Origin of the sequence: Nonomuraea sp. NPDC050547 (assembly GCF_044457345.1) — a bacterium.
Lineage (GTDB): Bacteria > Actinomycetota > Actinomycetes > Streptosporangiales > Streptosporangiaceae > Nonomuraea.
Genome location: NZ_JBITGW010000001.1, coordinates 336,087 through 357,952, shown reverse-complemented (window position 1 = coordinate 357,952; position 21,866 = coordinate 336,087). Strand labels below are relative to the sequence as shown.

Annotated in this window: 20 protein-coding genes; 16 read left to right on the top strand and 4 right to left on the bottom strand. The window is 72.0% G+C overall.

The window, feature by feature from the left end; genetic code table 11:
- Positions 1–3 precede the first annotated feature (3 nt).
- From ACIBHY_RS01645 to ACIBHY_RS01630, 4 genes are all read left to right on the top strand, one after another.
- Complete coding sequence (locus ACIBHY_RS01645) at positions 4–1,137, top strand: pyridoxal-phosphate-dependent aminotransferase family protein (protein WP_397305615.1); 1,134 nt, start codon at positions 4–6, stop codon at positions 1,135–1,137.
- The gene (locus ACIBHY_RS01640; RefSeq protein ID WP_397305614.1) at positions 1,134–3,884 is read left to right on the top strand and encodes an FAD-binding and (Fe-S)-binding domain-containing protein; all 2,751 of its coding nucleotides are present in this window, start codon (positions 1,134–1,136) and stop codon (positions 3,882–3,884) included. The genes ACIBHY_RS01645 and ACIBHY_RS01640 overlap by 4 nt, the downstream gene beginning before the upstream one ends.
- A gap of 24 nt (positions 3,885–3,908) precedes the next feature.
- Entirely contained in the window at positions 3,909–5,261 is a 1,353-nt protein-coding gene (locus ACIBHY_RS01635; protein WP_397305613.1) for an SLC13 family permease, read from the top strand.
- A gap of 62 nt (positions 5,262–5,323) precedes the next feature.
- Positions 5,324–5,920 (top strand): TIGR03086 family metal-binding protein, encoded by a 597-nt coding sequence (locus ACIBHY_RS01630; RefSeq protein WP_397305612.1) that lies wholly within the window; start codon positions 5,324–5,326, stop codon positions 5,918–5,920.
- A gap of 255 nt (positions 5,921–6,175) precedes the next feature.
- Here ACIBHY_RS01630 and ACIBHY_RS01625 read toward each other — a convergent pair whose 3' ends face one another.
- Positions 6,176–7,759 (bottom strand): DUF4082 domain-containing protein, encoded by a 1,584-nt coding sequence (locus ACIBHY_RS01625; protein WP_397305611.1) that lies wholly within the window; start codon positions 7,757–7,759, stop codon positions 6,176–6,178.
- Between the two features lie 868 nt (positions 7,760–8,627).
- On the opposite strand from ACIBHY_RS01625, the gene ACIBHY_RS01620 reads away from it, so the two are divergent.
- Positions 8,628–9,512, top strand: coding sequence for a helix-turn-helix domain-containing protein (locus tag ACIBHY_RS01620; RefSeq protein ID WP_397245823.1), 885 nt, complete (start codon positions 8,628–8,630; stop codon positions 9,510–9,512).
- 610 nt (positions 9,513–10,122) lie between these two features.
- Here ACIBHY_RS01620 and ACIBHY_RS01615 read toward each other — a convergent pair.
- Positions 10,123–10,341, bottom strand: a complete 219-nt coding sequence (locus ACIBHY_RS01615) for a DUF397 domain-containing protein (protein WP_397245821.1) — start codon at positions 10,339–10,341, stop codon at positions 10,123–10,125.
- Positions 10,342–10,506: 165 nt separating this feature from the next.
- Between ACIBHY_RS01615 and ACIBHY_RS01610 the strand changes: the two genes are divergently transcribed.
- The 7 genes from ACIBHY_RS01610 to ACIBHY_RS01580 all read left to right on the top strand — a co-directional run bounded on the left by ACIBHY_RS01610 (position 10,507) and on the right by ACIBHY_RS01580 (position 18,428).
- Positions 10,507–11,481, top strand: coding sequence for a BTAD domain-containing putative transcriptional regulator (locus ACIBHY_RS01610; protein ID WP_397305610.1), 975 nt, complete (start codon positions 10,507–10,509; stop codon positions 11,479–11,481).
- Positions 11,478–13,715 carry a hypothetical protein gene (locus ACIBHY_RS01605; RefSeq protein ID WP_397305609.1) on the top strand — a complete coding sequence of 746 codons (2,238 nt, stop codon included), beginning with the start codon at positions 11,478–11,480 and terminating at the stop codon, positions 13,713–13,715. The genes ACIBHY_RS01610 and ACIBHY_RS01605 overlap by 4 nt, the downstream gene beginning before the upstream one ends.
- 16 nt (positions 13,716–13,731) lie before the next feature.
- On the top strand, positions 13,732–14,838 hold the full coding sequence (locus ACIBHY_RS01600) for a hypothetical protein (RefSeq protein ID WP_397305608.1): 1,107 nt from the start codon (positions 13,732–13,734) through the stop codon (positions 14,836–14,838).
- Between the two features lie 4 nt (positions 14,839–14,842).
- Positions 14,843–15,649 carry a hypothetical protein gene (locus ACIBHY_RS01595; protein WP_397245814.1) on the top strand — a complete coding sequence of 269 codons (807 nt, stop codon included), beginning with the start codon at positions 14,843–14,845 and terminating at the stop codon, positions 15,647–15,649.
- 21 nt (positions 15,650–15,670) lie between these two features.
- Complete coding sequence (locus ACIBHY_RS01590) at positions 15,671–17,044, top strand: hypothetical protein (RefSeq protein WP_397305607.1); 1,374 nt, start codon at positions 15,671–15,673, stop codon at positions 17,042–17,044.
- A complete protein-coding gene (locus ACIBHY_RS01585) occupies positions 17,041–17,391 on the top strand; it encodes a hypothetical protein (protein ID WP_397305606.1) in 351 nt (116 codons plus the stop codon). The genes ACIBHY_RS01590 and ACIBHY_RS01585 overlap by 4 nt, the downstream gene beginning before the upstream one ends.
- A 110-nt stretch (positions 17,392–17,501) precedes the next feature.
- Positions 17,502–18,428 carry a D-alanyl-D-alanine carboxypeptidase family protein gene (locus tag ACIBHY_RS01580; RefSeq protein WP_397245807.1) on the top strand — a complete coding sequence of 309 codons (927 nt, stop codon included), beginning with the start codon at positions 17,502–17,504 and terminating at the stop codon, positions 18,426–18,428.
- Here the strand turns inward: ACIBHY_RS01580 and ACIBHY_RS01575 are convergent.
- Entirely contained in the window at positions 18,352–18,600 is a 249-nt protein-coding gene (locus tag ACIBHY_RS01575; protein WP_397305605.1) for a hypothetical protein, read from the bottom strand. The genes ACIBHY_RS01580 and ACIBHY_RS01575 overlap by 77 nt on opposite strands.
- 71 nt (positions 18,601–18,671) lie before the next feature.
- Between ACIBHY_RS01575 and ACIBHY_RS01570 the strand changes: the two genes are divergently transcribed.
- The 3 genes from ACIBHY_RS01570 (at position 18,672) to ACIBHY_RS01560 (ending at position 20,449) form a co-directional block, all read left to right on the top strand.
- Complete coding sequence (locus tag ACIBHY_RS01570) at positions 18,672–19,364, top strand: NAD(P)-dependent oxidoreductase (RefSeq protein WP_397305604.1); 693 nt, start codon at positions 18,672–18,674, stop codon at positions 19,362–19,364.
- Positions 19,365–19,408: 44 nt separating this feature from the next.
- Positions 19,409–19,888: a GbsR/MarR family transcriptional regulator gene (locus tag ACIBHY_RS01565; RefSeq protein WP_397245802.1), complete on the top strand. Its 480-nt coding sequence runs from the start codon at positions 19,409–19,411 to the stop codon at positions 19,886–19,888.
- Positions 19,889–20,137: 249 nt separating this feature from the next.
- Positions 20,138–20,449 (top strand): hypothetical protein, encoded by a 312-nt coding sequence (locus tag ACIBHY_RS01560; RefSeq protein WP_397246809.1) that lies wholly within the window; start codon positions 20,138–20,140, stop codon positions 20,447–20,449.
- 54 nt (positions 20,450–20,503) lie between these two features.
- Here the strand turns inward: ACIBHY_RS01560 and ACIBHY_RS01555 are convergent, their stop codons facing one another.
- Entirely contained in the window at positions 20,504–20,815 is a 312-nt protein-coding gene (locus ACIBHY_RS01555; protein WP_397245800.1) for a hypothetical protein, read from the bottom strand.
- Positions 20,816–20,886: 71 nt separating this feature from the next.
- Here ACIBHY_RS01555 and ACIBHY_RS01550 point away from each other — a divergent pair, with 71 nt between their 5' ends.
- On the top strand, positions 20,887–21,807 hold the full coding sequence (locus ACIBHY_RS01550; protein ID WP_397305603.1) for a helix-turn-helix domain-containing protein: 921 nt from the start codon (positions 20,887–20,889) through the stop codon (positions 21,805–21,807).
- Positions 21,808–21,866 lie beyond the last annotated feature (59 nt).

Sequence of the window (21,866 nt, the reverse complement as noted above, 5' to 3'; positions counted from 1 at the left end):
ATCGTGCACTTCCTGCAGATCCCAGGCCCCACCAACGTCCCCCACCGCGTCCTGCAGGCGATGGCCCGCCCGACCATCGACCATCGCGGACCGGAGTTCGCCGCGCTCACGCTCGACCTGCTGCCCCGCCTCGCCGCGGTCGTCCAGACCGGCGGCGACGTGGTCGTCTACCCGTCCTCCGGCACCGGCGCGTGGGAGGCCGCGCTGGTCAACACGCTGTCGCCGGGCGACCGGGTGCTGGCCTTCGAGACCGGGCACTTCGCCATGCTCTGGTGCCGCATGGCCGCCAACCTCGGGCTGGAGGTCGACCTCGTCCCCGGCGACTGGCGGCACGGAGTGGACCCCGACCTGGTCGCCGAGCACCTGACCGACGAGACCGCCGCCGTCATGGTGGTGCACAACGAGACCTCGACCGGCGTGCGCAGCCGCGTCCCCGAGATCAGGGCGGCGCTCGATCGCGCGGGGCACCGGGCGCTGCTGCTGGTCGACACGATCTCGTCGCTGGGCTCCATCGACTACCGGCACGACGAGTGGGGCGTCGACGTCACCGTCGGCTGCTCCCAGAAGGGCCTGATGCTCCCGCCCGGCCTGGCCTTCAACGCGGTCAGCCCCAAGGCGCTGGACCACCGGGGCCACCTGCCGCGCGCCTACTGGGACTGGCGGCCGATCATCGAGGCCAACCACTCCGGCTACTTCCCCTACACCCCGCCCACCAACCTGCTGTACGGCCTGGCAGAGGCGCTGTCCATGCTGGAGGAAGAAGGACTGGCCCAGGTCTTCGCCCGGCACGACCGGCACGCGGAGGCGACGCGGCGGGCCGTACGGGGATGGGGGCTCGAAGTGTTGTGCGCCGACGAGCGGGAGCATTCAAGCGCGCTGACCGCGGTCATGGTGCCGAACGGCTTCGACGCCGACGAGGTGCGGCGGATCGTGCTGGAGCGCTTCGACATGTCGCTCGGCACCGGCCTCGGCAGGCTCGCCGGCCGGGTCTTCCGCATCGGCCACCTCGGCCACTTCACCGACCTCATGCTCGCCGGCACGCTGAGCGGTGTCGAGATGGGACTGCGGGCGGCCGGGGTGCCGATCAAGGACGGCGGCGTCCAGCGGGCCCTCGCCTACCTGGAGGGCGGGGCGTGAGCCTCGCGCGGACGCTCGGGCCGCTGCTGGCAGGCGAGGTCAGGGACGACGACTACACCCGCCACCTGTACTCGTCCGACGCCAGCATGTACGCCATCGAGCCCCTGGCCGTCGCCTACCCCAAGCACACCGACGACGTACGCGCGCTGGTCACGGCCTGCGGCGGGCTCGGGGTGCCGGTGCTGCCCAGAGGCGCGGGCACCAGCCTGGCCGGGCAGACCGTGGGCGCGGCGGTGATCGTGGACTTCTCCCGGCACATGAACCGCATCCTGGAGCTGGACGGCGACCTGGCCCGGGTCCAGCCCGGCGTGGTCCAGGACCAGCTCAACCGGGCCGCCGCCAAGCACGGGCTGATGTTCGGTCCCGACACCTCGACGAGCAACCGGGCCACGATCGGCGGCATGATCGGCAACAACTCCGCCGGCAGCCACTCGATCCGCTACGGCTCGACGATCGACCACGTGCGGGCCCTGAGCGTGGTCCTGGCCGACGCCTCCACCCCCGACCTGGCCACGGACGGACGGCTGCGCACCGGGGTGGACAGGATCCTCGAGAACCTCGACCTGGCGGGCTACCCGCGCTTCTGGCGCCATTCCGGCGGCTACCGGCTCGACCGGGTCACGCCGGACGACCTCACCCCGCTCGTCGTCGGCTCCGAAGGCACGCTGGCCATCGTCACGGAGGCGACCGTGCGCCTCGTGCCGCGCCCCACGACGCGGGCGATCGCCGTCGGCCACTTCACCGGGACCCTGCCCGCCATCGCCGCCACCCACGACGCCCTCGCCCTGGACGCCGCCTCCGTCGAGCTTATGGACAAGGCCATTCTCGACCTGTCCCGGCAGCGGGTGGACTACGCCCGGCTCGGCGACATCCTGGAGGGTGACCCGGAGGCGCTGCTGTTCGTGGAGTTCTTCGGCGACGACGCGGCCGGCAAGGTGGAGAAGCTGGCCAAGGCCTGGAAGGCGGGCGGGCACGGCTATCACACGCTCCGGGCCGTCGACAAGGAGCAGCGCGAGGCCGTGCTGAAGGTGCGCAAGGCCGGGCTGGGGCTGCTGATGGCCTCCAGCGTCGGCAGCCGGCGCCCGCTGGCCTTCGTCGAGGACACCGCCGTGCCGCCCGAGGCGCTGGTGCCGTACGTGGCGGAGTTCGAGAAGATCCTGGAGCGGCACGGCATGAAGGCCGGCTTCTACGGCCACTGCTCGGTCGGCTGCCTGCACGTACGCCCGTTCGTCGACCTGCGCGCCCCCGGCGAGATCGCGGCCATGCGGGCGGTCGCCGAGGAGATCGCCGACCTGGCCGCCCGGCACGGCGGCGTGAACTCCAGCGAGCACGGCGACGGCCTGGCCCGCTCGGAGTTCAACGAGAAGCTGTTCGGCCCGGCCGTCTACGCGGCGATGCGGGAGGTCAAGCGGTTGTTCGACCCCGGCAACCTGCTGAACCCCGGCAAGATCGTGGACGCCGCCCCGATGACCGAGCACCTGCGCGACCCCTCCCGCCCCGAGCCTCCGCCGCTGCGGACGGCGCTGGCGTTCGCGGACGGCATGCACGCCGCCGCCGACCGCTGCATGAACATCGGCGCCTGCCGCAAAGAGGACACGGGCGTCATGTGCCCCTCGTACATGGCCACCCGCGAGGAGGAACATTCCACCCGCGGCCGGGCCAACGCCCTGGTCAAGGCGCTGTCCTCACCCGACCCCCGGGCGGCGCTCGGCGAGGAGCGGCTGCACGGCATCCTCGACCTCTGCCTGGAGTGCAAGGCGTGCACGTCGGAGTGCCCGCTCGGCGTGGACATGGCCTCGCTGAAGAGCGAGGCTCTGCACCAGTACCACCAGACCCACGGCGTGCCGCTGCGCTCGCGGCTGTTCGGCGCGATCCGCACCCTCAACCGGCTCGGCTCTGCCACCGCGCCGCTGTCCAACCTGCTCGCCGCCCCGCTGCGCGGCGCCCTGGGCCTCGCCCGCCAGCGCCCGCTGCCCCGCTTCCAGCGCGACACGCTGCCGCGCTGGCACGCCCGCCGCACCCCCGCCCCCGGCCGGCTGGGCGAGGTCATCCTCCTGGCCGACTCCTTCACCTCCTTCACCGAGCCCGCCATCGGCCGGGCAGCCGTCGAACTGCTGGAAAAGGCCGGCTACACGGTACGGCTGGCCGCCGAAGGCTGCTGCGGCCGGTCGAGCCTGTCCAAGGGCCTGCTCGACCGGGCGAAGAGCATGGCCGAAGCCATGGTCGAACGCCTGTCGGCCTCGGACGCCCCGATCGTCGGCCTGGAGCCGTCCTGCCTGCTGACGCTCAAGGACGAGTACGCGGCGCTCCTGCCCGGCGACCCCCGCGTCCAGGCGGTGGCCGGGCGCGCCCGCCTCGTACCGGAACTGCTGCTCGAAGCCATCGACGGCGGCGCGCTGCCGCTGGGCGACGCCCTCAGCGGCCGCACGATCCTCTTCCACGGCCACTGCCATGAGAAGGCCGTCACCGGCACCGCGGCCACGCGCGAACTGCTCGCGCGCATCCCCGGCGCGCGGGTGAGCGAACTCGACGCCGGCTGCTGTGGCATGGCCGGATCGTTCGGGTTCGAGGCCGAGCACTACGAGTTGTCCATGAAGATCGGCGGCCTGCGGCTGTTCCCTGCCGTGTCCGCCACCACCGAGGACACCCTGGTCGCGGCCACAGGGGTGTCCTGCCGCCAGCAGATCGCGCACGGCACCGGCCGCACCGCCCGCCATCCCGTCGAACTCATCCGACTGCTGACCTGACTCGGGGGAGAACGGAGTCATGTCATGTCCGCCGAACTTCTGTCCATACTCGCCCTCATCCTGATGTTCGTGGTGGCCACGGCCTTCCCGGTCAATCTGGGAGCCCTGGCCCTCGTCGGGGCCTTCCTCGTCGGCACCCTCGCCGCCGGGATGGGCACCGACGACATCCTCGGCGCCTTCCCCGGCAGCCTGTTCGTGATCCTGGTCGGGGTGACGCTGCTGTTCGCGATCGCCACCAACAACGGGACCGTCGACTGGCTCGTGCGCGCCGCCGTCCATCTCGTGCGCGGGCGCATCGTGGCCATCCCGCTGGTGATCTTCGCGATCGCCGCGCTGCTCACCGCGGTCGGCGCGCCCGCGCCCGCCGTCGCCGCGATCCTCGCCCCCATCGCGTACGGCTTCGCTGCCCAGTACAAGATCCACGCCCTGCTCATCGGCCTCATGGTCGCCCACGGCACGCAGGCCGGGGCGTTCTCCCCGATCTCTGTGCTGGGCGGCATCGTGAACGGGGTCACCAAGGAGGCGGGGCTGCCCAGCTCGAACCTGGTGTTGTTCCTGTCCAGCTTCGCGTTCAACGCTGCGGCGGCGGTCATCGTGTTCCTGCTGTTCGGCGGGCCCGCGCTGGCCCGCCGTACCGCGTCGGACGGGCCTTCGGAGGAGGAGGTCGCGGAGGAGGCGCTCGCGGAGGAGCACGGCGGCGGGACCGGGGTTTCTGGCGGCACGGTTCCCGGCGGCGGCGGGACCGCCACGATCGCCAGGCCGGGGACGGGGCTGCGGCTGACCGTGCACCAGGCGCTCACCCTGGCCGGGATCGTGGGCCTGTGCGCGGGAGTGCTCGCGTTCAAGCTGGACCTCGGCCTGACCGCGGTCACCGTCGCGGTCGTCCTGTCGCTCACCTCGCCCAAGGCCAACAAGGGCGCCGTCGAGCGGGTGGCGTGGCCGACGGTGCTGCTGATCTGCGGCGTGGTCACCTACGTGGGCGTGCTGCAGGAGATCGGGACCATCGACTGGGTCGGCACGCACGTGGCCGCGATCGGCGTCCCGCTCGTGGTCGCGCTGCTCATCTGCTACGTGGGCGGCGTGGTGTCGGCCTTCGCCTCGACCGTCGGCATCCTGGGGGCGCTGGTGCCGCTGGCGGTGCCGTTCCTGTCGCAGGGGACGCTCGGCCCGATCGCGATGATCGCGGCGCTGTCGGTGTCGTCGGCGATCGTGGACGTCAGCCCGTTCTCGACCACGGGCGCGCTGCTCGTGGCCAACGTCCGGGGCATGGACCGCGACGTCTTCTACCGCAAGCTCCTCGGCTACGGCGCCGCCGTCGTGGTCGTCGGCCCGCTGGCGGCGTGGGCGCTGCTGGTGGTGCCGGGCTGGCTCGGCTGACGCCGCTTGACCGACCCCTCGTCAGCCGATAGAAAACCAGTAGGTTATAGAAACGAGGGGTTATGAACGAGATCACCGACGTCTACCGCCGCCGGGCCGACGCCTTCGAGGCGAAGGTCGCCGCCGTCAGGCCGGAGCAGTGGTCGGAACCGTCGCCCTGCGCGCAGTGGACCGCCCGCGACGTGGTCGGGCACATCGTGGACATGCACGCCGTCATGCTGAGCCCGATCGGCCGCGCGCTCAGCCCCGCCCCCTCGGTGAAGGAGGACCCGCTCGCCGCCTTCCGCGCCGCGCGCGCGGACGTCGAGGCCCTGCTCGCCGACCCGGTCGCGGCCGCGACCGAGTGCGACACCCCGGCCGGGCGGTTCACCGCCGCCCGGCACGTCAACGAGGTCATGAGCGCCGACCTGCCCCTGCACGGCTGGGACCTGGCCAAGGCCACCGGACAGGACGCCACGATCGACCCGGAGGACGTGCGGCTGTCGTGGGAGTCGGTCTCCGGACTGCCGGCGGAGCTGATCGAGCAGTACCGGACGCCGGGGGCGTTCGGGCCGGGAGTGGAGGTGTTCGGACCCGAGGTCAAGGTCGGGCCCGACGCCTCCCCGCAGGACCGGCTGCTCGGGATGATCGGCCGCGACCCGAACTGGCGGCGCCCCTGACGATCGTGCGCGTCATCCCCGGGGCCGCGCCCGTCGCGCCGGCGCCGGGCGCCTTGTCCAGGCTTGGGGACTACGACTTGTCCAGGTTCGGGACTACGACTTGTCCAGGTTCGGGACTACGACAGCGCGCCCGCCCGGTGCGGCAGGTGTGGCCGCACCTGCCGCGCCTGCCGCACCGGATCCCCGGGGAGCCGGGTGGGGGCTGCCGGGGAAGGTGGGCGGCGGTGGTGGAGCGCCGCCGCCCGGGTGAGGGAGTCAGCCCGCCCCTACGGCCTGGCCGCCGTCCTCCCAGCGATTGTTGCTCCAGAGGTTGCCCTCGGCCTTGGCGTCGAAGTGGGCCATCGGGCCGTAGAAGCCGCACTTGCTGAAGACCTGGCGGCTGAAGACGTTGTCCTTGATGACCACGTTGTACGGCGAGTACGGGTGCTCGATGTGCTTGGCACCGCCGTAGATGCAGTAGCCGCCGCCGGCGAGCAGGTTGCCGGTGACCTCCACGTCGTGGATCGGGCCGAAGACCGGGCTCAAGATGATGGCCGAGGTCTGGTTCTCCGGGTTGATGATCGTGTTGTGGCGGATCACCAGCTTGTTCTTTTCCTTGTTGCCGTTGGTCTGGATGCCGTCGGTGTGGTCGCCCGGGTTCGCCTGCCACATGTCGTGGATGTAGTTGTCCTCGATGAGTCCGGACTTGGCCATGATGGCGGCGTTCGACGTGGTGTGGATGTTGTTGCGGCGGACGGTCATGTTGCCGGTGCCGTCGTTCCAGATGCCGATGTCGAGCTTGGTCTTCTTGTTCGAGCCGATCTCGCAGTTCTCGACCGTGAGGTTGGTGTGGCCCTCGCGTAGCTGGATGCCCCAGTAGCCGCCGACGATGATCTTGCAGTTGCGGATCGTCACGTTGTCGGCCCAGATGTCGAAGCCCTCACTGACCTCCACCCCGTCGAAGACCGCGCCGTCCTGCTTGACCTCGCCGCCCTTGATCTTCTTGAACGTGGAGACGGTGGGGCCGGTGTTGCCCTCGTTGGGGAAACCGGTCATGGGGGGCGGGTCGGTGGGCTTGGTGGGCGTACTGGTCGGCTTCGTTGGCGTGCTGGTGGGCTTGGTCGGGGTGCTCGTGGGCTTGGTCGGGGTGCTGGTCGGCTTCGTTGGCGTGCTGGTCGGTTGCGTCGGGGTGCTGGTGCTGGTCGGCTTGGTGGGGGTGCCGGTCGGGGTGGTCGTGGGGGTGCCGGTCGGCTTCGTCGGCGTGCTCGTGGGCCTGGTCGGCGTGGTCGTCGGCGTCGCGGTCACCGTGGGGGTGGGCGTGGGGGTGGGCGTGGCGGTCGGGGTGGGACCGGGTGACGGACGGTAGTTGAAGATCACGTCCGTGAAGTAGTTGAACTTCGCCGGGTTGGCGTAGGCGGGGAAGCGGGAGCGCTTGCCGTACGCGAAGACGCCGTTACGGTCGGACGGCGCGGAGAGCGGACCGGAGACGACCGGCTGTGAGAAGCCGCCGCGCTGGGCGACGTAGGTGCCGTGGCGGGTGTGGTACGAGGCGGTGTAGACCGCGCCCGCCCAGACCGGGACGGGGGTGCCGAAGAGCGCCGTCTGCCATCCTTCGCGGGTCTCGCCGGTGAACTGCACCCTGGCCAGCGCGCGGCCCCGGGCGTCCCAGAGGGTGCCGACGTGGCGGCCGCGCTCGCCGCGCGGCTTGTAGAAGCGGATGCCGGCGATCTCGCCGTTTCTGTCGGCGGTGAAGCGTACGCCGAGTTCCAGGGGGATCCGCTCGGCGCGGCGCGGGGCTGTGACCGGGCCCTTGCTCCACAGGCTCGCCTGAAGCGTGCCGGGCACGGCCTGCGCCCGCATCTTTTCGGCTTTCTGCGCTTTCTGCGTTTTCTGGGCCTGGCGGGCTGACTCCCCCGCCACGGCGCTCGTCGTCGGTATGGCGACAAGCGCGATGGCCACGAGCACCCCTAACGCCAGTCGCGATCTTTTACGCTTCGACCTGGCAGCATGAGATCCCACTGTTCGGCGCTCCGTCGTTTGAGGGTATCCGAATTTATGGATTTGAGATAACCGCTTTCGAGCCCTCGTTCTAATCTCGGCGCCAGATCATACCGAGGCGATAAGCGCGCGCAAGGGAAATACGAAATTCCCGTCTATTTACGCATGGCCCCCACAGATCGCCCCCACCCCACCCGACACGGTACGGCCGCCGCGACCATCCAGCCGCCCCGGGCCGCTCCCTCGCCTGCCGCAACCGATGCTCACGACCTGACTCGCGCGATGCGACGGGCGCCCCCCATGACGCGCCACTCCCGCATGGCGCTCCGTCGGCCCGCCTGTCCATGCCCCTTGCCTGGAGCCTTGGGAGCCGGCCAGGCGGAGGGCGGGGAGCCAGGCGGTGCGGACCGGAGGCGAGGGGCGGCAGTGCGGACTGAAGGTGGAGGGGTGGGTGGGTGGGGCTGAAGGGAGGGGTGGGGGGCGCGGGAGCATAGCGAGGTCGTGGGGCCCGGGGTGCGGTTGCCGGTGAATCATGCTAAGTCGCTATGAGACATATATTTCGGTCTTTATACCGCTAACTGGGGACCTGCCGCCTGTACGGTGGTTGACTACTCACCGAATCACCCACAGACTCGCATCATATTGAATCATGACGAATCACTGCGCATCGGATACGCGCGGGGATCTCGGGCGATGCGGGAGGCACGTGCCTGTGGTGACGGACGACGGTATGGATCCGCAGATCAAGCGGCAATGGCTTGGAGCAGAGTTGAGGCGTTTGCGTGACATGGCCGGCGTCTCCGGACGAGATCTCGCCGAGCAGATCGGGATCAGCCAGTCCAAGGTCTCGCGGATCGAAGCCGGTGCGGCGATGCCGTCGTTCTCACAGGTGATGGCGTGGGCGGAGGCGGTGAACGCGCCCGACGACACCCGGCAGGTACTCGCCTCGCTGACTCAGGCGGCCTTCACCGAGGTGCAGACGTGGCGGGCGGCCCTGCGCAACCGGCCGCATCTGCAAGGGGAGATCCAGAAGCTGGAGCGGGGGGCGCAGGTGATTCGTACGTTCCAGCCGGCGCTCGTGCCCGGCCTGCTGCAGACGGCCGAGTACGTGAAGCGGGTGCTGACGTTGTTCCAGCCCGGGTACGCGGAGGACAAGCTCGCCACCGTCCTCGCCGCCCGGCTGGACCGGCAGCTCGCGTTGTACGACGAGGCCAAGCGCTTCGAGTTCCTTGTCACCGAGGCCGCCCTGCGATGGCGGCCGGGACCGCCGCGCCTGCTGCTGGCCCAGCTCGACCGGATCGCGTCGCTCAGCACGCTGGAGAACGTCTCCATCGGCCTCATCCCGCTCGCCACCGAGGCGGTCACCAGCATGGCGCACGCGTTCGTCATGTTCGAGGCGGACGGTGGCGCTTGCGGCCACGACCACGAAGACGAGGAGGAGGACGGCGCGGTGGTGACGGTGGAGACGGTGCACGCCAACCTGGTCGTCAAGGGGGCCGAGAGCGTGAGCCTCTACCACGACCGGTGGACGTCGCTGCGCCGGATGGCGATCTTCGACGACGAGGCCCGGTCCTTCCTGTCCCAGATCAGCACCACCATCCGGGCGGGAGGCTGACATGCCCACACCACCCTTACCACCCGCCCCACCCCAGCAACCCCGCGGCCCACGCCCGCCAGACCCACCACCACCTGCCCAAAAGCCGCCCACTCCCGGGCCGTCAACCCCCGAGTCGGCCAGCCCCATGTTGGCCGGCCCCAAGCCGCGAAACCCCGAGATGGCCAGCCCCGAAACGGCGGGCCGGCGAACATCCGGGCCAACGGTGGCCGGGCAGGAGACGGCCGGACCGAGGACGGTGGTCGGACAGGAGGGGGTCAGGCCACAGACCGTCGGACCACCGGCCGTCAGACCGGAGGCCGTCGGACCACAGGCTGCCAGCTCACCGGCCGTCAGACCTGGGGCCGTCGGACCTGGGGCCGTCAGACCGGGGGTGGGCTGGGGGCGTTGGGGTTCGGGGCGGGTTCGGGTGTGCGGGGGCCTCGGGGTGTGGAGTGCCGGGTCCTCGGGGGGCGGGCTCATCGGGCGCGAGCCCGTCAAGACGCTCGGGCCGCCGCCGGCCGGGCGCCCGTCGTCCGCGCGAGGGCCGCGTGAGACGTGGGCGCCCGGCCAGGTGGGTCCCGAGTCGCGGCCGTCCGGGTGGGGGTCGCCCGGACGGCCGCTCAACGGGTCACGCGATCGCGGCCCACCCACCCGGCGCGTCGAACTCGCCGGCCTTCACGGCCCCGGTGAACTCCTCCCATTCCTTGCCGTCGAACAGCAGCACCGGCCCGTGCGGGTCCTTGGAGTCGCGCACGGCCACGACCTGCACCATGGCCACCTCCACGCAGGTGCCGCCCTCGCACGCGCTGCGGAACTCTGCCTGCGTCTCCAGCTTGATCTTGCTCATGTCGCGCCCTTCCTGGTGTCGAGTGTTTCTTCCTGACTCCAGAGTCCAAGGCTTCACTGGCAATCATCTGGTCCGTGACCTGGGAGTACTCCGAAATTCTCCTGGGCAGCGCCCAGCCGTTTCTCCGGGTGTCCGGAGACCTTTCGAAGGAGGTAGACGAGGGAAATGACAGCGGAAATAGCGGTCCGCGAGGGCCCGTCGCCGGTGCTGAGCCTGCTCGGCCCGGTGGAGGTCCTGCGGGGAGACTCGCGCTTCTCCCTGGGCGGCCCGCAGGTCAAGCGCATGATCGTGGCACTCGTGGAAGCCGGGGGCAAACCCCTCTCCCACGACAGATTGAAGGAGTGGGTCTGGCAGGGCCGGCCCGCCGACGGTTACCCGGCCGACGCCCTGCACGGCCTGGCCAGCGCCGTACGCAAGGCGTTCAAGGACGCGGGGGTCACGGCGTCCCTCGGCAAGGAGGGCCTGTCCTACCGGCTGCGGATCGCCGATGAGCACGTGGACGTCCGTCTGTTCCGCGCGGAGGTACGGCAGGCCGTCCACCTCCTGGCCGCAGGCAGGGACACGCCCGCGGTCCGGCTGCTCAACCAGGCGCTGGCCCGATCGAGGGGCGAGCCGCTCACCGGCCTGGACGGCCGCCTGATGGGCCGGTACCGCGAGGCGCTGAGCGCGGAGGTCACGCAGGCGCGGCTGGTCCTGGCCGCCGCCCGCATCAAGGGCGGGGAGCACGCCGAGCAGATCGCCCCGCTCAAGGCGGTGGTGGAGCAGGACCGGAACAACGTGGCCGCGGCCTGGCTGCTCATGCACGCCTACTTCCGCGACCACCGCTGGGAACTGGCCCATCGGGTGCTGCAGGGCGTCCCGACCGCGCCCGAGTTTCTGCGCGACCTGGAACGCAGGATGCTCAAGTCGGACCCGGACCTGTACCGGCCCGAGGCGATCGACCTCCCCGGCGCGCCCGCGCCGCCCGTCACCGTGACCCGCGCCGACACCCCGGAACCCGACGAGCCACAGCAAGAGGAGAATCCACCGGAGAAGCGAGAAACCCCTGGTCAGCGGGACACCGTCACCAACACCAGTTACGGCGACGGCGCCATCCACTCCTACCATGCCGACACCATCAACCTCGGGAACCGGCCATGACCGAGCTCGTGCCGTACGGCGGGCCGTACCGGAAGGAAGAGCCGCAGCCCGGCCCCGCGCAGGACCAGAACGACCCCACGCCACGCAAGGCACCCGAACCCAGCGCGGAGGAGGAGCAGCGCCAGGCCGACACCGAGCGCGGACGGCGGGCCGACGGGCTGCGCTACCTGTTCGGCCCGGCCTGGTACGCCGGCCCCGGCGGCGCGGGCCGCGACCGGACGACGTCGTGGGCCGCCCGCGACGTGCACAGCTACCACGCCGACACGGTCAACATGCACACCGTCTACCAGGTCGCCCAGGACTTCGTCACGCCTCCCAGGTTCGGCGGGCTGACGCGGGACGACCTGGATCTGCGCCACCGGCTCCACGTCGGCACCGGCTCCGACGAGTGGCTGCGCGCGAGCGTGGCGCGGCATCGGGCGGTCGTGCTGTGCGGGGAGGCCTCGACGGGGCGGCGCGACAGCGCGCTGCGGGTGTTGTCGGCGATCGTCCCGGTGCCGCGGGCGCACGAGTTCCCGGTGGAGATCGCCGAGGTGGGCACGATCGAGGCGTTGTTCCCCGAGCCGCCGGGCGATCCGGCGCCGGGCAGGTTGGCGGGCTGGCGGGTGGAGCCGGAGCGGGCCTATGTGCTCGACGCGTCCGGGCTGAGCGGGCGGGTCAACCGCGCCCATCTGGACGCGCTGAAGCGGGCGGCGGGCGGGTGGTCGTGGGTGATCGTGCTGGCCGCCGAGCCCGCCCTGGCCGAAGATCTCCACGGGGCGGCGGAGGTGGTCGGGCACGAGTGTCCCGACCTGATGAGCGTGCTGGAGAACCACCTGTGGGGGCGGCTGGAGGACGCGGCCGCCGAGGTCGTGGAGAACGCGCGCCGCCTGCTGAGCTCCGACGCCCTCCTGCTGGAGGTGGGCACGCTGCGCTTTCCGGCGGAGGCGGTACGCCTGTCCGGCGACCTGGCCATCCAGCTCCTGGCGGGCACGTCGGCCAGGGACGTGCTGACCCGGCTGCCGGGGCGGCGCAGGGAACGGCTGCGCGAGTGCTTCCACGACGTCGATCCCCGGCATCTGGCGCTGCCGCTGGTGGCCGCCGCCGCGTTCCAGGGGCAGCCGGTCGGGAAGGTCGTGCGCGCGGCGGACCGGCTGCGGGAGAGCATGCCCGGCCAGGAGATCCCGCCGGACCCGTTCCTGCGCTGCCTGCCGGACAACCTGGACGTCTTCGTCAGCGGCTTCAAGGGCATGGACGAGGAGGCCGCCCGGCGTGGCCGCGACCCGCGGGTGATCCTGCTGCCCGAATCGCTCGGCCGGGACGTGCTGACCGTGGCCTGGCGCGACCTGCCGGGCCTGCGGGCCACGGTCCTCGGCTGGCTGCGGGCGCAGGCCGAGCAGGAGGACCCGGCCATTCGCGTCCAGGCCGCGCAGGCCGTCGGGATGTTCGCCGTACTCGACTTCGAGCATGTCGCCGGCTCCACCCTGCTCCCCTGGCGCGACTCGCCCAGCCCGCTGCACCACCGCGCCTTCAGCCTGGCGCTGGAGGCCGCCGCCGGCGCCGACGAGCGCACCGCCGAGCGGGTCCGCCGCCTGCTGAATCCGGGCGGTTCGCGGCCGGCGCGCGGCGCCCTCATCGACGCGTACGGCACGCGGATCGGCGCCCTGTTCCCCGGCGACGCGCTGCGGGCGATCGACGGCTTCCTGCGCGAAGCCGCCACGAACGCCGATCCCGAGGACGGCGCCCAGGTGGCGGCCGAGGTCGGGCTGTCCAGGATCGCCCGCGTGGTCACGGAGATCTTCGCGGGCGGCGCGGCCCACCAGGTCCTGAACCAGCTGCGCGGATGGTCGGGCGGGCCGCGGCACGGCAGGGAGCCGGTGGTGGCGTTCGTCCGGCGCAAGGTGGCGGTGCGCGCGATGGTCCGCGTGGCCAGGTTGCCCGCGCCCGGCACGGCCGTACCCCGTCCGCCCGCGCTGTTGCGCATGCTGGCCGGCGGCGAGGTCTCCGCGGCCAGGCTGCGCCCGCTGTGGCAGCTCAGCCTCGCCGACAGGGACATGGGCGACAGCGCGTGGCAGGTTCTGCGCCGCTGGGTCGAGGCGGCCGACGGCGACGAGGCCCTGATCGAGCCGGTACGCGCCCTCGTGGTCCCGCTCGCCACCCGCAGCCGCCTGGAGCGCAAGCGGTTCTACCACCAGATCGAGCAGTGGAAGCGGCGCCGTGGGGGCGCCGCGTTCCAGGCATTCCCCTATATCTGACACCTGAGGACGTCATATGACGGCAACCACGGCAACACCCCGGCCTTCGCGGCCGGGTCTGGGCCGGCGCATGCTGAGCTGGTTCCGGCGGCTCACCCCCGAGGTCCCGCCGGTGAACGTGATCGGCGGCTTCACCTTCGCCTCCCCCGCCCGCGACGACGCCTTCTCCTTCACCGTGACCGTGCGGTGCTGCTGGTGCGCGCGCGGCGGGCCCGACCGCGGCAAGATGGAGGCCTTCGTCGGCGAGCGGCGGCGCCTGGACGAGCAGGCCATCCGCCGGATGGTACGCGCGGCGGTGCGGGAGTTCCCGCCCTACGCGGCCAAGGACGCCGAGGACGCGGCCAACAAGACACTCACCGACGACGGACCGGTGCTGCTCGGCACCACCACGCGCGAGGACATGAGCGCGACCTGCACCGCCTGGGTCGAGATCGACGTGGCCGAGCCGGTGCGCGCCTACCAGGAGAAGGAGTGGCGGGCGAGCCTGTCCTGGGCGGCGCACGCCCACGACTCCACGCAGGCCATCGGCACCCTGACCAAGCTGCGCGACGAGTGGCTGGTGTTCCTGGGCGCCGATCCGGGCAAGCTCACGCACGATTGGCGGCTGCCGTTCGCGATCCGGCTGGCAGAGCACGGACGGCAGGTGACCGAGACGGTGGCCAGCATGCACTGGCGGCGCAGGCGCGACGTCACGTTCGCCGCGGGCTTCTACCAGGACGTCATCAAGCAGCTGCGCGGCGCGGGGCACTACGACTTCGCGGTGAGCGTGGAGGACCTGCTGCGCAAGATGGTCAAGGCCTACGACCTGCCGAGGTACGACCTGGTGGGCGAGATGCTGCAGAACGAGCTGCTGCCCTACAACGAGAACGACCCGATGCTTCACGTGTTCGGCATGGGCCAGGACACGGAGGGTCCCGAGCCCGAGATGTTCGGCACCTCCCCGGGCGAGGACGCGGAGCCGGACTGGCGGACCTGGCACGGGGAGCGGCTCCAGGAGCCGGTGGCCGTGCCCGATCCGGACGACGAGGAGCCCGAGGAGCCCGCCGCCGAGCTTCCGCAGGAGCCCGACGGGCAGGCCGGCGCCCAGATTCCGCAGCCGCGCACGGCCGACGAGGGCGAGTGAGCCGATGAGGACGCCCAAACGCGTCGCCGGCCTGCTGGCGGTGATCTGTCTCACCGGCTGCGTGCGCACGGAGCTGCAGCCGCGGGCCGGCGCCGGCGATCCGTGCGCGGTGATGTCGCGCCCCGGCGCCAGGCCCGTGTCCACGAACGTCGTCCTGGTCGACCGCTCCGGCTCCACGCTGGCGAAGGGTCAGGGCGCGTTCGTGCCCGTCTGGGCGAAGCGCCTGGGCGGGGTGCTGCCCGTCGGGGACGGCGAGCAGTACCTGATCGCGCCGTTCGCCGGCGGCGACTACCTGTCCTTTCCCGACGAGCCCCTGGTCGCGCCGCCGATCAGGGGGACGGGCAAGAAGCAGGCGCCGCTCAAGGACGCGGTCCGCGAGTGCCTCCGGCTGCGGGTCGGGGGCGCGGCGCTGAAGCCCGGGATACCCAAGGGCACCGACATCCTGGGCGCCCTGAACGCGGCGGGCCGGCAGCTCACCGGGCTGCCGCCGGGCTCGGCCAAGCACATCTTCGTGGCCACCGACGGCTACGCCAGCACCGGCTGCGCCGAGATCAAAATGGGCCGGCGGCTCAGCGACCGCGACATCGCCCGCATCGCCGACGGCTGCGCCGGTGAGCTGCCGACCAGCGTGAGCGGCATCCCGATCACGATGGTCGGCATCGGCACCGCCTCCAGCAAGATGCGCCCGGTGCCACCCGACGCGGTCACCTCCCTGGCCAGGCTCTGGCACACGTTGTGCCGCCGGATGACCACGACGTGCGTCGTGCTGAGCGGCGCACCGACCGACGACGCGTCCGCCACCGCGGGTTAGCGGATCGCGAGAGGAACACGAATGGTCCTGACCGAAGAACATCCCCGCGCCGCGGCCTCCCGCGGCCGGCCCCGCAGGGAGGCGCCCGCCTACTGCGCCGACGGGTGCCGTTGCGCGCTCTGGGAGAGCCTGGGCGAGGCGGAGCCGGGTGCGGAGGAGCCGGCCGTACAGAAGGAGCATCATCCCGATCCCGCGGTGCTCAGCTACGCCGAGACCTGCGCGCTGCTCGGCGGAGCGCAGACGGGCCTGCGGCGGCTGCTGGAGTCGGCGGAGACGATGCGCGCCCGCAGGCAGTCGCTCATCCGCGCGCACCACGACGCCGACGCGGCGGTCAACGCCTACGAGCGGTTCGTGGCCGAGGGGCGGCACGCGCGCCAGGTGGGGCGGGCCTGCCGGGACGAGCGCGCGCTCGCCGACCGCGAGCGGCCCACGCCGCCGACCTGGCTGCGGATCTTCCGCTGGCCGGCGGTCCTGCTGATCGGCGCGTTCGACGTGTGGTTCTTCCAGCAGTACTTTCTCGACGTCGGCTACACCGGCGCCGACGAGGACCCCGGCCTGATCCAGAACCTGATCGCCCTGGTTCCCGGCATCGCGGTGGTCTTCATGGTGCTGCTCAGCGCCACCCTCGTCAGCGGCCTGATCCGGCGGCGGCCGGCCGGCGGCCGGGTGTCGCGGTTCCTGAGCGGGCTGGTGCCGGTGGTCTACCTCGCCCTGGTGCTGGGGCTCGTCGGATACTTCGCGTATCTGCGGGCCTTTGACTCCTTCGCGGCCGAGACCCAGAGGCAGATCGCCGTGGACGACCAGGTGATCCTCATCGCGGCGCTGATCGGGCTGCTCACGCTCACCTCGATCCTGATGAAGATCAAGGGCGACGATCCGGAGGCGGACGCCGTGCTCGTCGCGCGGCTGCGGCGCCGGCGCAGCGAGAAGCGGTGCGCCAAGGTCCAGGCTTCCGCCAAGGCGTCGCTGGCCAGGCACGTCGAGGCGTACTCGGACCTGCGGGCGGCCCGCGACGAGGGCCTCAGCCGCTTCCGCGAGGCGATGCTGGAGGCCTACCGGCGCGGCATCCTGGAGCCGAGGGCGCAGCAGCGGCCCGGCACCGAGGTACCGCCCGCGCTGACCCTGCCGCCCACCCTGCAGGCCCCGGCGGTGAACGGCGCCGGCCCGGCCAGGGGGGCGGCGGCCCGCGAGTACGCCCGTCTGCTGGACGACTCCCTGGTGGACGGCGCCGGCCCGCTGCTGCCGGAGTTCGAGGACATCCGGCAGCCCCGGCCCTCGCTGGGACCGCTGCCGGAGATCTGCCGGGTGCTGGCCCGGCTGGACCCGGTGCCGCTGCAGGAGCGCTGGCAGCGGGTGGAGAGGCGGCTCACCGACGACATCGCCCGGCTGTCGTGACGGCGGACTGGGCCAGGCTGCTCGACTCGGCCGCCGCGCTGGTGAGCGCGCTGGCCTGGCCGCTGGCGCTCGTGCTGTCGGTGCGGCTGGTGATCAGGAGGCACCGGGCGGCGTTCGAGCGGCTGGTCGACCGGGTCAAGGCGGTGTCGTACCCGGGCGGGCAGATCGACCTGGCGGTGATCGAGGCCAGCCAGGAGGCGCAGGTCGAGGAGCTGGCCGAGCGGCTGACCAGGGCCGAGGCCGACGACGCCGAGCGGCTGCGGGCGGCCCGGCTGATCGTCGGGCGGGCGGTGGAGCTCGGCAGGCTGCGCGAGGCCACCTGGTGGGGCGCCAAGTACCGGGGGTGATCACCGGCAGCCGTCCTGGCTGCCGGTGATGCCGGGTCGATACACACCTGAGCGCCGCCCAACACACGCGTACGGCGGGCCGGATGCGTCCACCACCCACTGTGGGCTGTATGCGACTTTTCCTGCTGTTCCTCCTGCTGGCAGGCGCGGTGTCCGGCTGCGCCGCCGTATCGGCGACCCCCAAGTCCGGCGTGCCGCTGCCCTGGCCGGATGAGGGGCAGGCCGCGGTCGAGGTCGAAGGCATGGGCAGCCTGGGCACCAGCGGTGACGGCGAACCCGTCCCGATCGCCAGCGTGGCGAAGGTGATGACCGCCTACGTGGTCCTGCGCGGCCACCGCCTGCGCCCCGGCGAGCGGGGCCCGCTGATCGAGGTGGACCGGACGGCCGCCGACGAGTCGCACTCCCGCGAGGAGTCGACCGCCCCGGTCAGGGAGGGCCAGCAGGTACGGCTGCGCCACCTGCTGGAGCTCATGATGGTCCCCTCCGGCAACAACGTGGCCCGCCTCCTGGCCCGGTGGGACGCCGGATCGCAGGAGCGTTTCACCGCGAAGATGAACGCCGCCGCCCGCCGCCTCGGCATGCGCGACACCACGTACACCGGGGCGAGCGGCAACGAGGACAGCACGGTCAGCACCGCCACCGATCAGCTGAAGCTGGCCAGGGCGGCCATGGCCGACCCGGTCTTCCGCGAGGTGGTGGCGCTGGCCAGGACGTCCGTCCCCGGCGGCGGGCAGAGCCTGCCCAACACCAACACCCTGCTGGACGAGCACGGCGTCATCGGCATCAAGACCGGCTCGGGCACGGCCGCGGGCGGCAACCTGATGTGGGCCTCCCGGGTGCGGGGCCGCCTGGTGCTCGGTGTGATCCTCGCCCAGAAGCCCGGCACCACCCCGGCCGCGGCCAAGGCGGCGGCGCTCCTGGCGGGGGCGAAGATGACCGGCGCGGTCGAGCGGTGGCTGCTCAGGCCAGAAGCTCTCGTGCCGGAGCCCGCCGCCACCACGCCTCGACGCGCTCCGGCGTCCGGCCCCGCTCGCTGACGAGCGTGATGGAGACGTCGACGCTGCACAGCGCCGCGTGGACGTCGACCGCGGTGGCCACGTCCACCCCCGGCCCGAGGGCGCCCTCCGGCCAAGAGGAGAAGACGCGCACCCGGGTCTCGGGCGCCTGCGCGGTACGGCGCAGCGAGTCGTCTCGGCGCTGCCAGGTCATGATCTCTCCATTTGACTTAACGCTACTTCTAATGAATATAGTGCAGGTCATCCACCTGGAGAGGCAAGCACATGAAGCTCGTGATCTTCGGCGCCAACGGCCCCACGGGCCGGCTCACCACGGCCCGGGCGCTCGGCGACGGGCATGTCGTCACCGCGGTGACCCGTCATCCGGAGGAGTTCCCGATCACCCATCCGGGCCTCGACGTCGTCCGGGCCGACGCCCTCGACCCCGCTGCCGTCAGCCGCGTGGTGCAGGGGCACGACGCGGTGATCTCCTCGCTCGGCGTGCCGTACAAGTCGCCGGCCGTCACCACGGGCTCGCAGTCGGCCCGGCACATCACCGCGGCCATGGCCGAGCACGGCGTACGCCGCCTGGTCTGCACGACCTCGACCGGCGTGCCGATGAAGCCCCCGCCCGGCGAGACCCTCGTGTACCGGAAGGTGGTCGTGCCCCTGTTGCTGCGGATGGGCCGCCCGCTCTACGAGGACGCCGCGCTCATGGAGCGGATCGTCTCCGGCACGGACCTCGACTGGACCATCGTGCGCCCGTCCGGGCTGTTCGACGGCGCGGCGGTCACCCGCTACACCGTCGGCGCGCCCCAGATGATCGGCCGGTTCACCGCACGCCGGGACCTGGCCGACGCGCTCGTCAGGGAGGCCGTGGAGCATCGCCACGTCCGCTCCGTCGTGGAGGTCATCACCACCGAGGGCACCCCGAGCATCTACCGCGTCTTCCTCAAGGAGGCACTGCGCATCGGTTAATTTCAGAAGCGACTAAAACAACTGAAACACGATAGAGTGCCCCCATGACCTCTCCGCACGGCCCCGACCGCGAGCAGGCACTCGAGTGGGTCGAGCGCGTGGCCACGTTCGTCTCGGAGGAATGGGGGCTGGCGCCGATCACCGGCCGCGTCCTGGGCTGGCTCATGGCCTGCGACCCGCCCGAGCAGACCGCCGGCGAGATCGCCGAGGCCATCGGCGCCAGCCGCGCCTCGCTCACCACGAACATGCAACTGCTCACCTCGATCCGGCTGGTACGCCGCTTCCGCAAGCCGGGCGAGCGGACCGTCTACTACCAGATCGAGGACGACGCCTGGTCCAAGGTCCTCCAGCAGAAGCTGGCCGCCTTCTCCGCCTTCGGCGACCTGGCCGAGGAGGGGCTGAAGCTCGGCTGGAAGGACGAGGCGGGCAGCGCGCGCATCCGCTCGGCCCGCGCCTCCATCGCCGCGCTGACCGCCATCCTCAGCCAGGCCACCGCCATCGAGGACCCGGACCGCAAGCGATAGCGCCGGCCAGCTTCGCGACTGCACGGCCAGGTAGTAGACGTGTGCCGCCACCAGGTCCTTCAGCGTCGCCGTCGTGAGGAGCGGGTCGCGGTGCCGCCGTGCAGTCATTTGATCACTTGCTGCCAGACCTGTTTGGGAGCGCTCCCGAAATCGCTTCTTCTCGCGGACCGGAAGCGGTCTTGACGGCGACCCGCCGGAGGCTATCTTCGCTTTTAGGAAACTTTCTTAACAGAAAGCGAGGATTCGCCGGTGAGATCCAGGAAGCGGGCAGTCGCCCTCACGTGCTCCACGTTGCTCGCGACCGCCGCGTTCATGAGTTTCTCCCCCAGCGCCCATGCGATCCCCGAGAACTGCACCAGCAGCCACCAGCCCGCCGCCAACACCGTCTCCAGCCACTGCGCCGGTGGCACCGGTGAGCACCAGGTGGCCGTGACGCTCATCCACGTCAACCCCATGGTCGGCTACGTCGCCACCACCGGCCCGTGGGTCGCCGCCGGCCAGACCTCCGTCGCCACCCTTCCGCCCGGCACGATCGTCTCCCTGCGCGTGAACAGGCGCTGACCACCCCCCCACGCGGCGGGCTCCCGCACGAGCCCGCCGCAACCCCGCTCGCCCTCAGCGGCTGCCCTTCCGTTCGACGACCAGGATGCGGGCCTCGGGAACCGGATGGGCCACGTGCTCGTCACCGGGCTCGGCGTAGCAGACGCGGCCCGGGGTGAGCCGCTCGACGAACTCCTGACCGTCGCGCCGGTAGCGCATGTCCACGGCGCCGTCCAGGACGACGAAGACCTCGGGACCGTCGTTGACGTGCCACACGTACGGCGTGTCCGTCCAGTGCAGGCGCACGGTGGCCCGGTCGATCTCGGCGATGTCCAGAGCGCCCCAGGGGCGGCTCGCGGTGTAGGACGGGGCGTCGATGAATCGCATGCCCCGATCCTGTCGGGGCCCGGCGCCGGCTGACGAGTGACAGGAATGCCGACATCCGTAAGAATCCTGCCATGCATCGGGTGGTGGCGCTGGCGCTGCCGTCGGTGGTGGCCTTCGACCTGGCCATCCCGGCGGAGGTCTTCGGCGGCGAGGAGTACTCCTTCGCCGTCTGCGCGCGGGCGCCCGGCCCGGTGCCGGCCACGACGGGGTTCGAGATCGCCGTCGCGCACGGCCTCGACGCGCTGCTTGAGGCCGACACGGTCGTGGTCCCCGGGTACGCGCCGCTGGACGAGCCCGCGGAACCCGTCCTGGAGGCGCTGCGCACGGCGGCCGCACGTGGCGCGCGCATGGTCTCGGTGTGCACCGGAGCGTTCGCCCTCGCCGCCGCCGGGCTCCTCGACGGGCTCCCCGCCACCACCCACTGGATGGACGCGCCCGCGCTCGCCGCACGCCATCCGGCCGTCGAGGTGAACCCGGGCAAGCTGTACGCCGGCGCCGGCAACGTGCTGACCAGTGCCGGGTTCGCCGCCGGCATCGACATGTGCCTGCACCTCGTGCGTACCGACCACGGGGCGGAGGCGGCGGTGCGGGTGGCGCGGCGGCTGGTGGTGGCGCCGCACCGCGAAGGCGGGCAGGCCCAGTATCTGGAGCAGCCGATCCCCGCCGCCGGCGGCGGGATGGCGCAGGTGTGCGCCTGGGCCCTGGAACGGCTGGCCGACCCGCTCACCGTCGCCGACCTGGCCGGGCGGGCCAATCTCGCGCCGCGTACCTTCGCCCGCCACTTCACCGCCCAGACCGGCGTCAGCCCGCACCGCTGGCTGGCCGCCCAGCGCGTACAGCTGGCCCGCCGCCTCCTGGAGCGCACGGACCTGCCCGTGGACGAGGTCGCGCGCCGCTGCGGCCTCGGCACGGCCGCCAACCTCCGCCTCCATCTGTCCCGTGACGCTGCCACGACCCCGACCGCCTACCGCCGCACGTTCCGCGGCCCCTGACCGCTCACCTCGTCCGGCGAAGAGCGCCTGGCCGCCCACGGCGTCCCGCGAAGAGCGCC

Bases quoted from the DNA above. Each gene is read 5' to 3' on its own strand.
- ACIBHY_RS01580 (WP_397245807.1), top strand. From the start codon at position 17,502: ATGCGACTTTTCCTGCTGTTCCTCCTGCTGGCAGGCGCGGTGTCCGGC.
- ACIBHY_RS01630 (WP_397305612.1), top strand. From the start codon at position 5,324: ATGAACGAGATCACCGACGTCTACCGCCGCCGGGCCGACGCCTTCGAG.
- ACIBHY_RS01610 (WP_397305610.1), top strand. From the start codon at position 10,507: ATGACAGCGGAAATAGCGGTCCGCGAGGGCCCGTCGCCGGTGCTGAGC.
- ACIBHY_RS01590 (WP_397305607.1), top strand. From the start codon at position 15,671: ATGGTCCTGACCGAAGAACATCCCCGCGCCGCGGCCTCCCGCGGCCGG.
- ACIBHY_RS01565 (WP_397245802.1), top strand. From the start codon at position 19,409: ATGACCTCTCCGCACGGCCCCGACCGCGAGCAGGCACTCGAGTGGGTC.
- ACIBHY_RS01600 (WP_397305608.1), top strand. From the start codon at position 13,732: ATGACGGCAACCACGGCAACACCCCGGCCTTCGCGGCCGGGTCTGGGC.
- ACIBHY_RS01620 (WP_397245823.1), top strand. From the start codon at position 8,628: ATGGATCCGCAGATCAAGCGGCAATGGCTTGGAGCAGAGTTGAGGCGT.
- ACIBHY_RS01550 (WP_397305603.1), top strand. From the start codon at position 20,887: ATGCATCGGGTGGTGGCGCTGGCGCTGCCGTCGGTGGTGGCCTTCGAC.
- ACIBHY_RS01570 (WP_397305604.1), top strand. From the start codon at position 18,672: ATGAAGCTCGTGATCTTCGGCGCCAACGGCCCCACGGGCCGGCTCACC.
- ACIBHY_RS01615 (WP_397245821.1), bottom strand. From the start codon at position 10,341: ATGAGCAAGATCAAGCTGGAGACGCAGGCAGAGTTCCGCAGCGCGTGC.
- ACIBHY_RS01605 (WP_397305609.1), top strand. From the start codon at position 11,478: ATGACCGAGCTCGTGCCGTACGGCGGGCCGTACCGGAAGGAAGAGCCG.
- ACIBHY_RS01595 (WP_397245814.1), top strand. From the start codon at position 14,843: ATGAGGACGCCCAAACGCGTCGCCGGCCTGCTGGCGGTGATCTGTCTC.
- ACIBHY_RS01575 (WP_397305605.1), bottom strand. From the start codon at position 18,600: ATGACCTGGCAGCGCCGAGACGACTCGCTGCGCCGTACCGCGCAGGCG.
- ACIBHY_RS01625 (WP_397305611.1), bottom strand. From the start codon at position 7,759: ATGCGGGCGCAGGCCGTGCCCGGCACGCTTCAGGCGAGCCTGTGGAGC.
- ACIBHY_RS01555 (WP_397245800.1), bottom strand. From the start codon at position 20,815: ATGCGATTCATCGACGCCCCGTCCTACACCGCGAGCCGCCCCTGGGGC.
- ACIBHY_RS01635 (WP_397305613.1), top strand. From the start codon at position 3,909: ATGTCCGCCGAACTTCTGTCCATACTCGCCCTCATCCTGATGTTCGTG.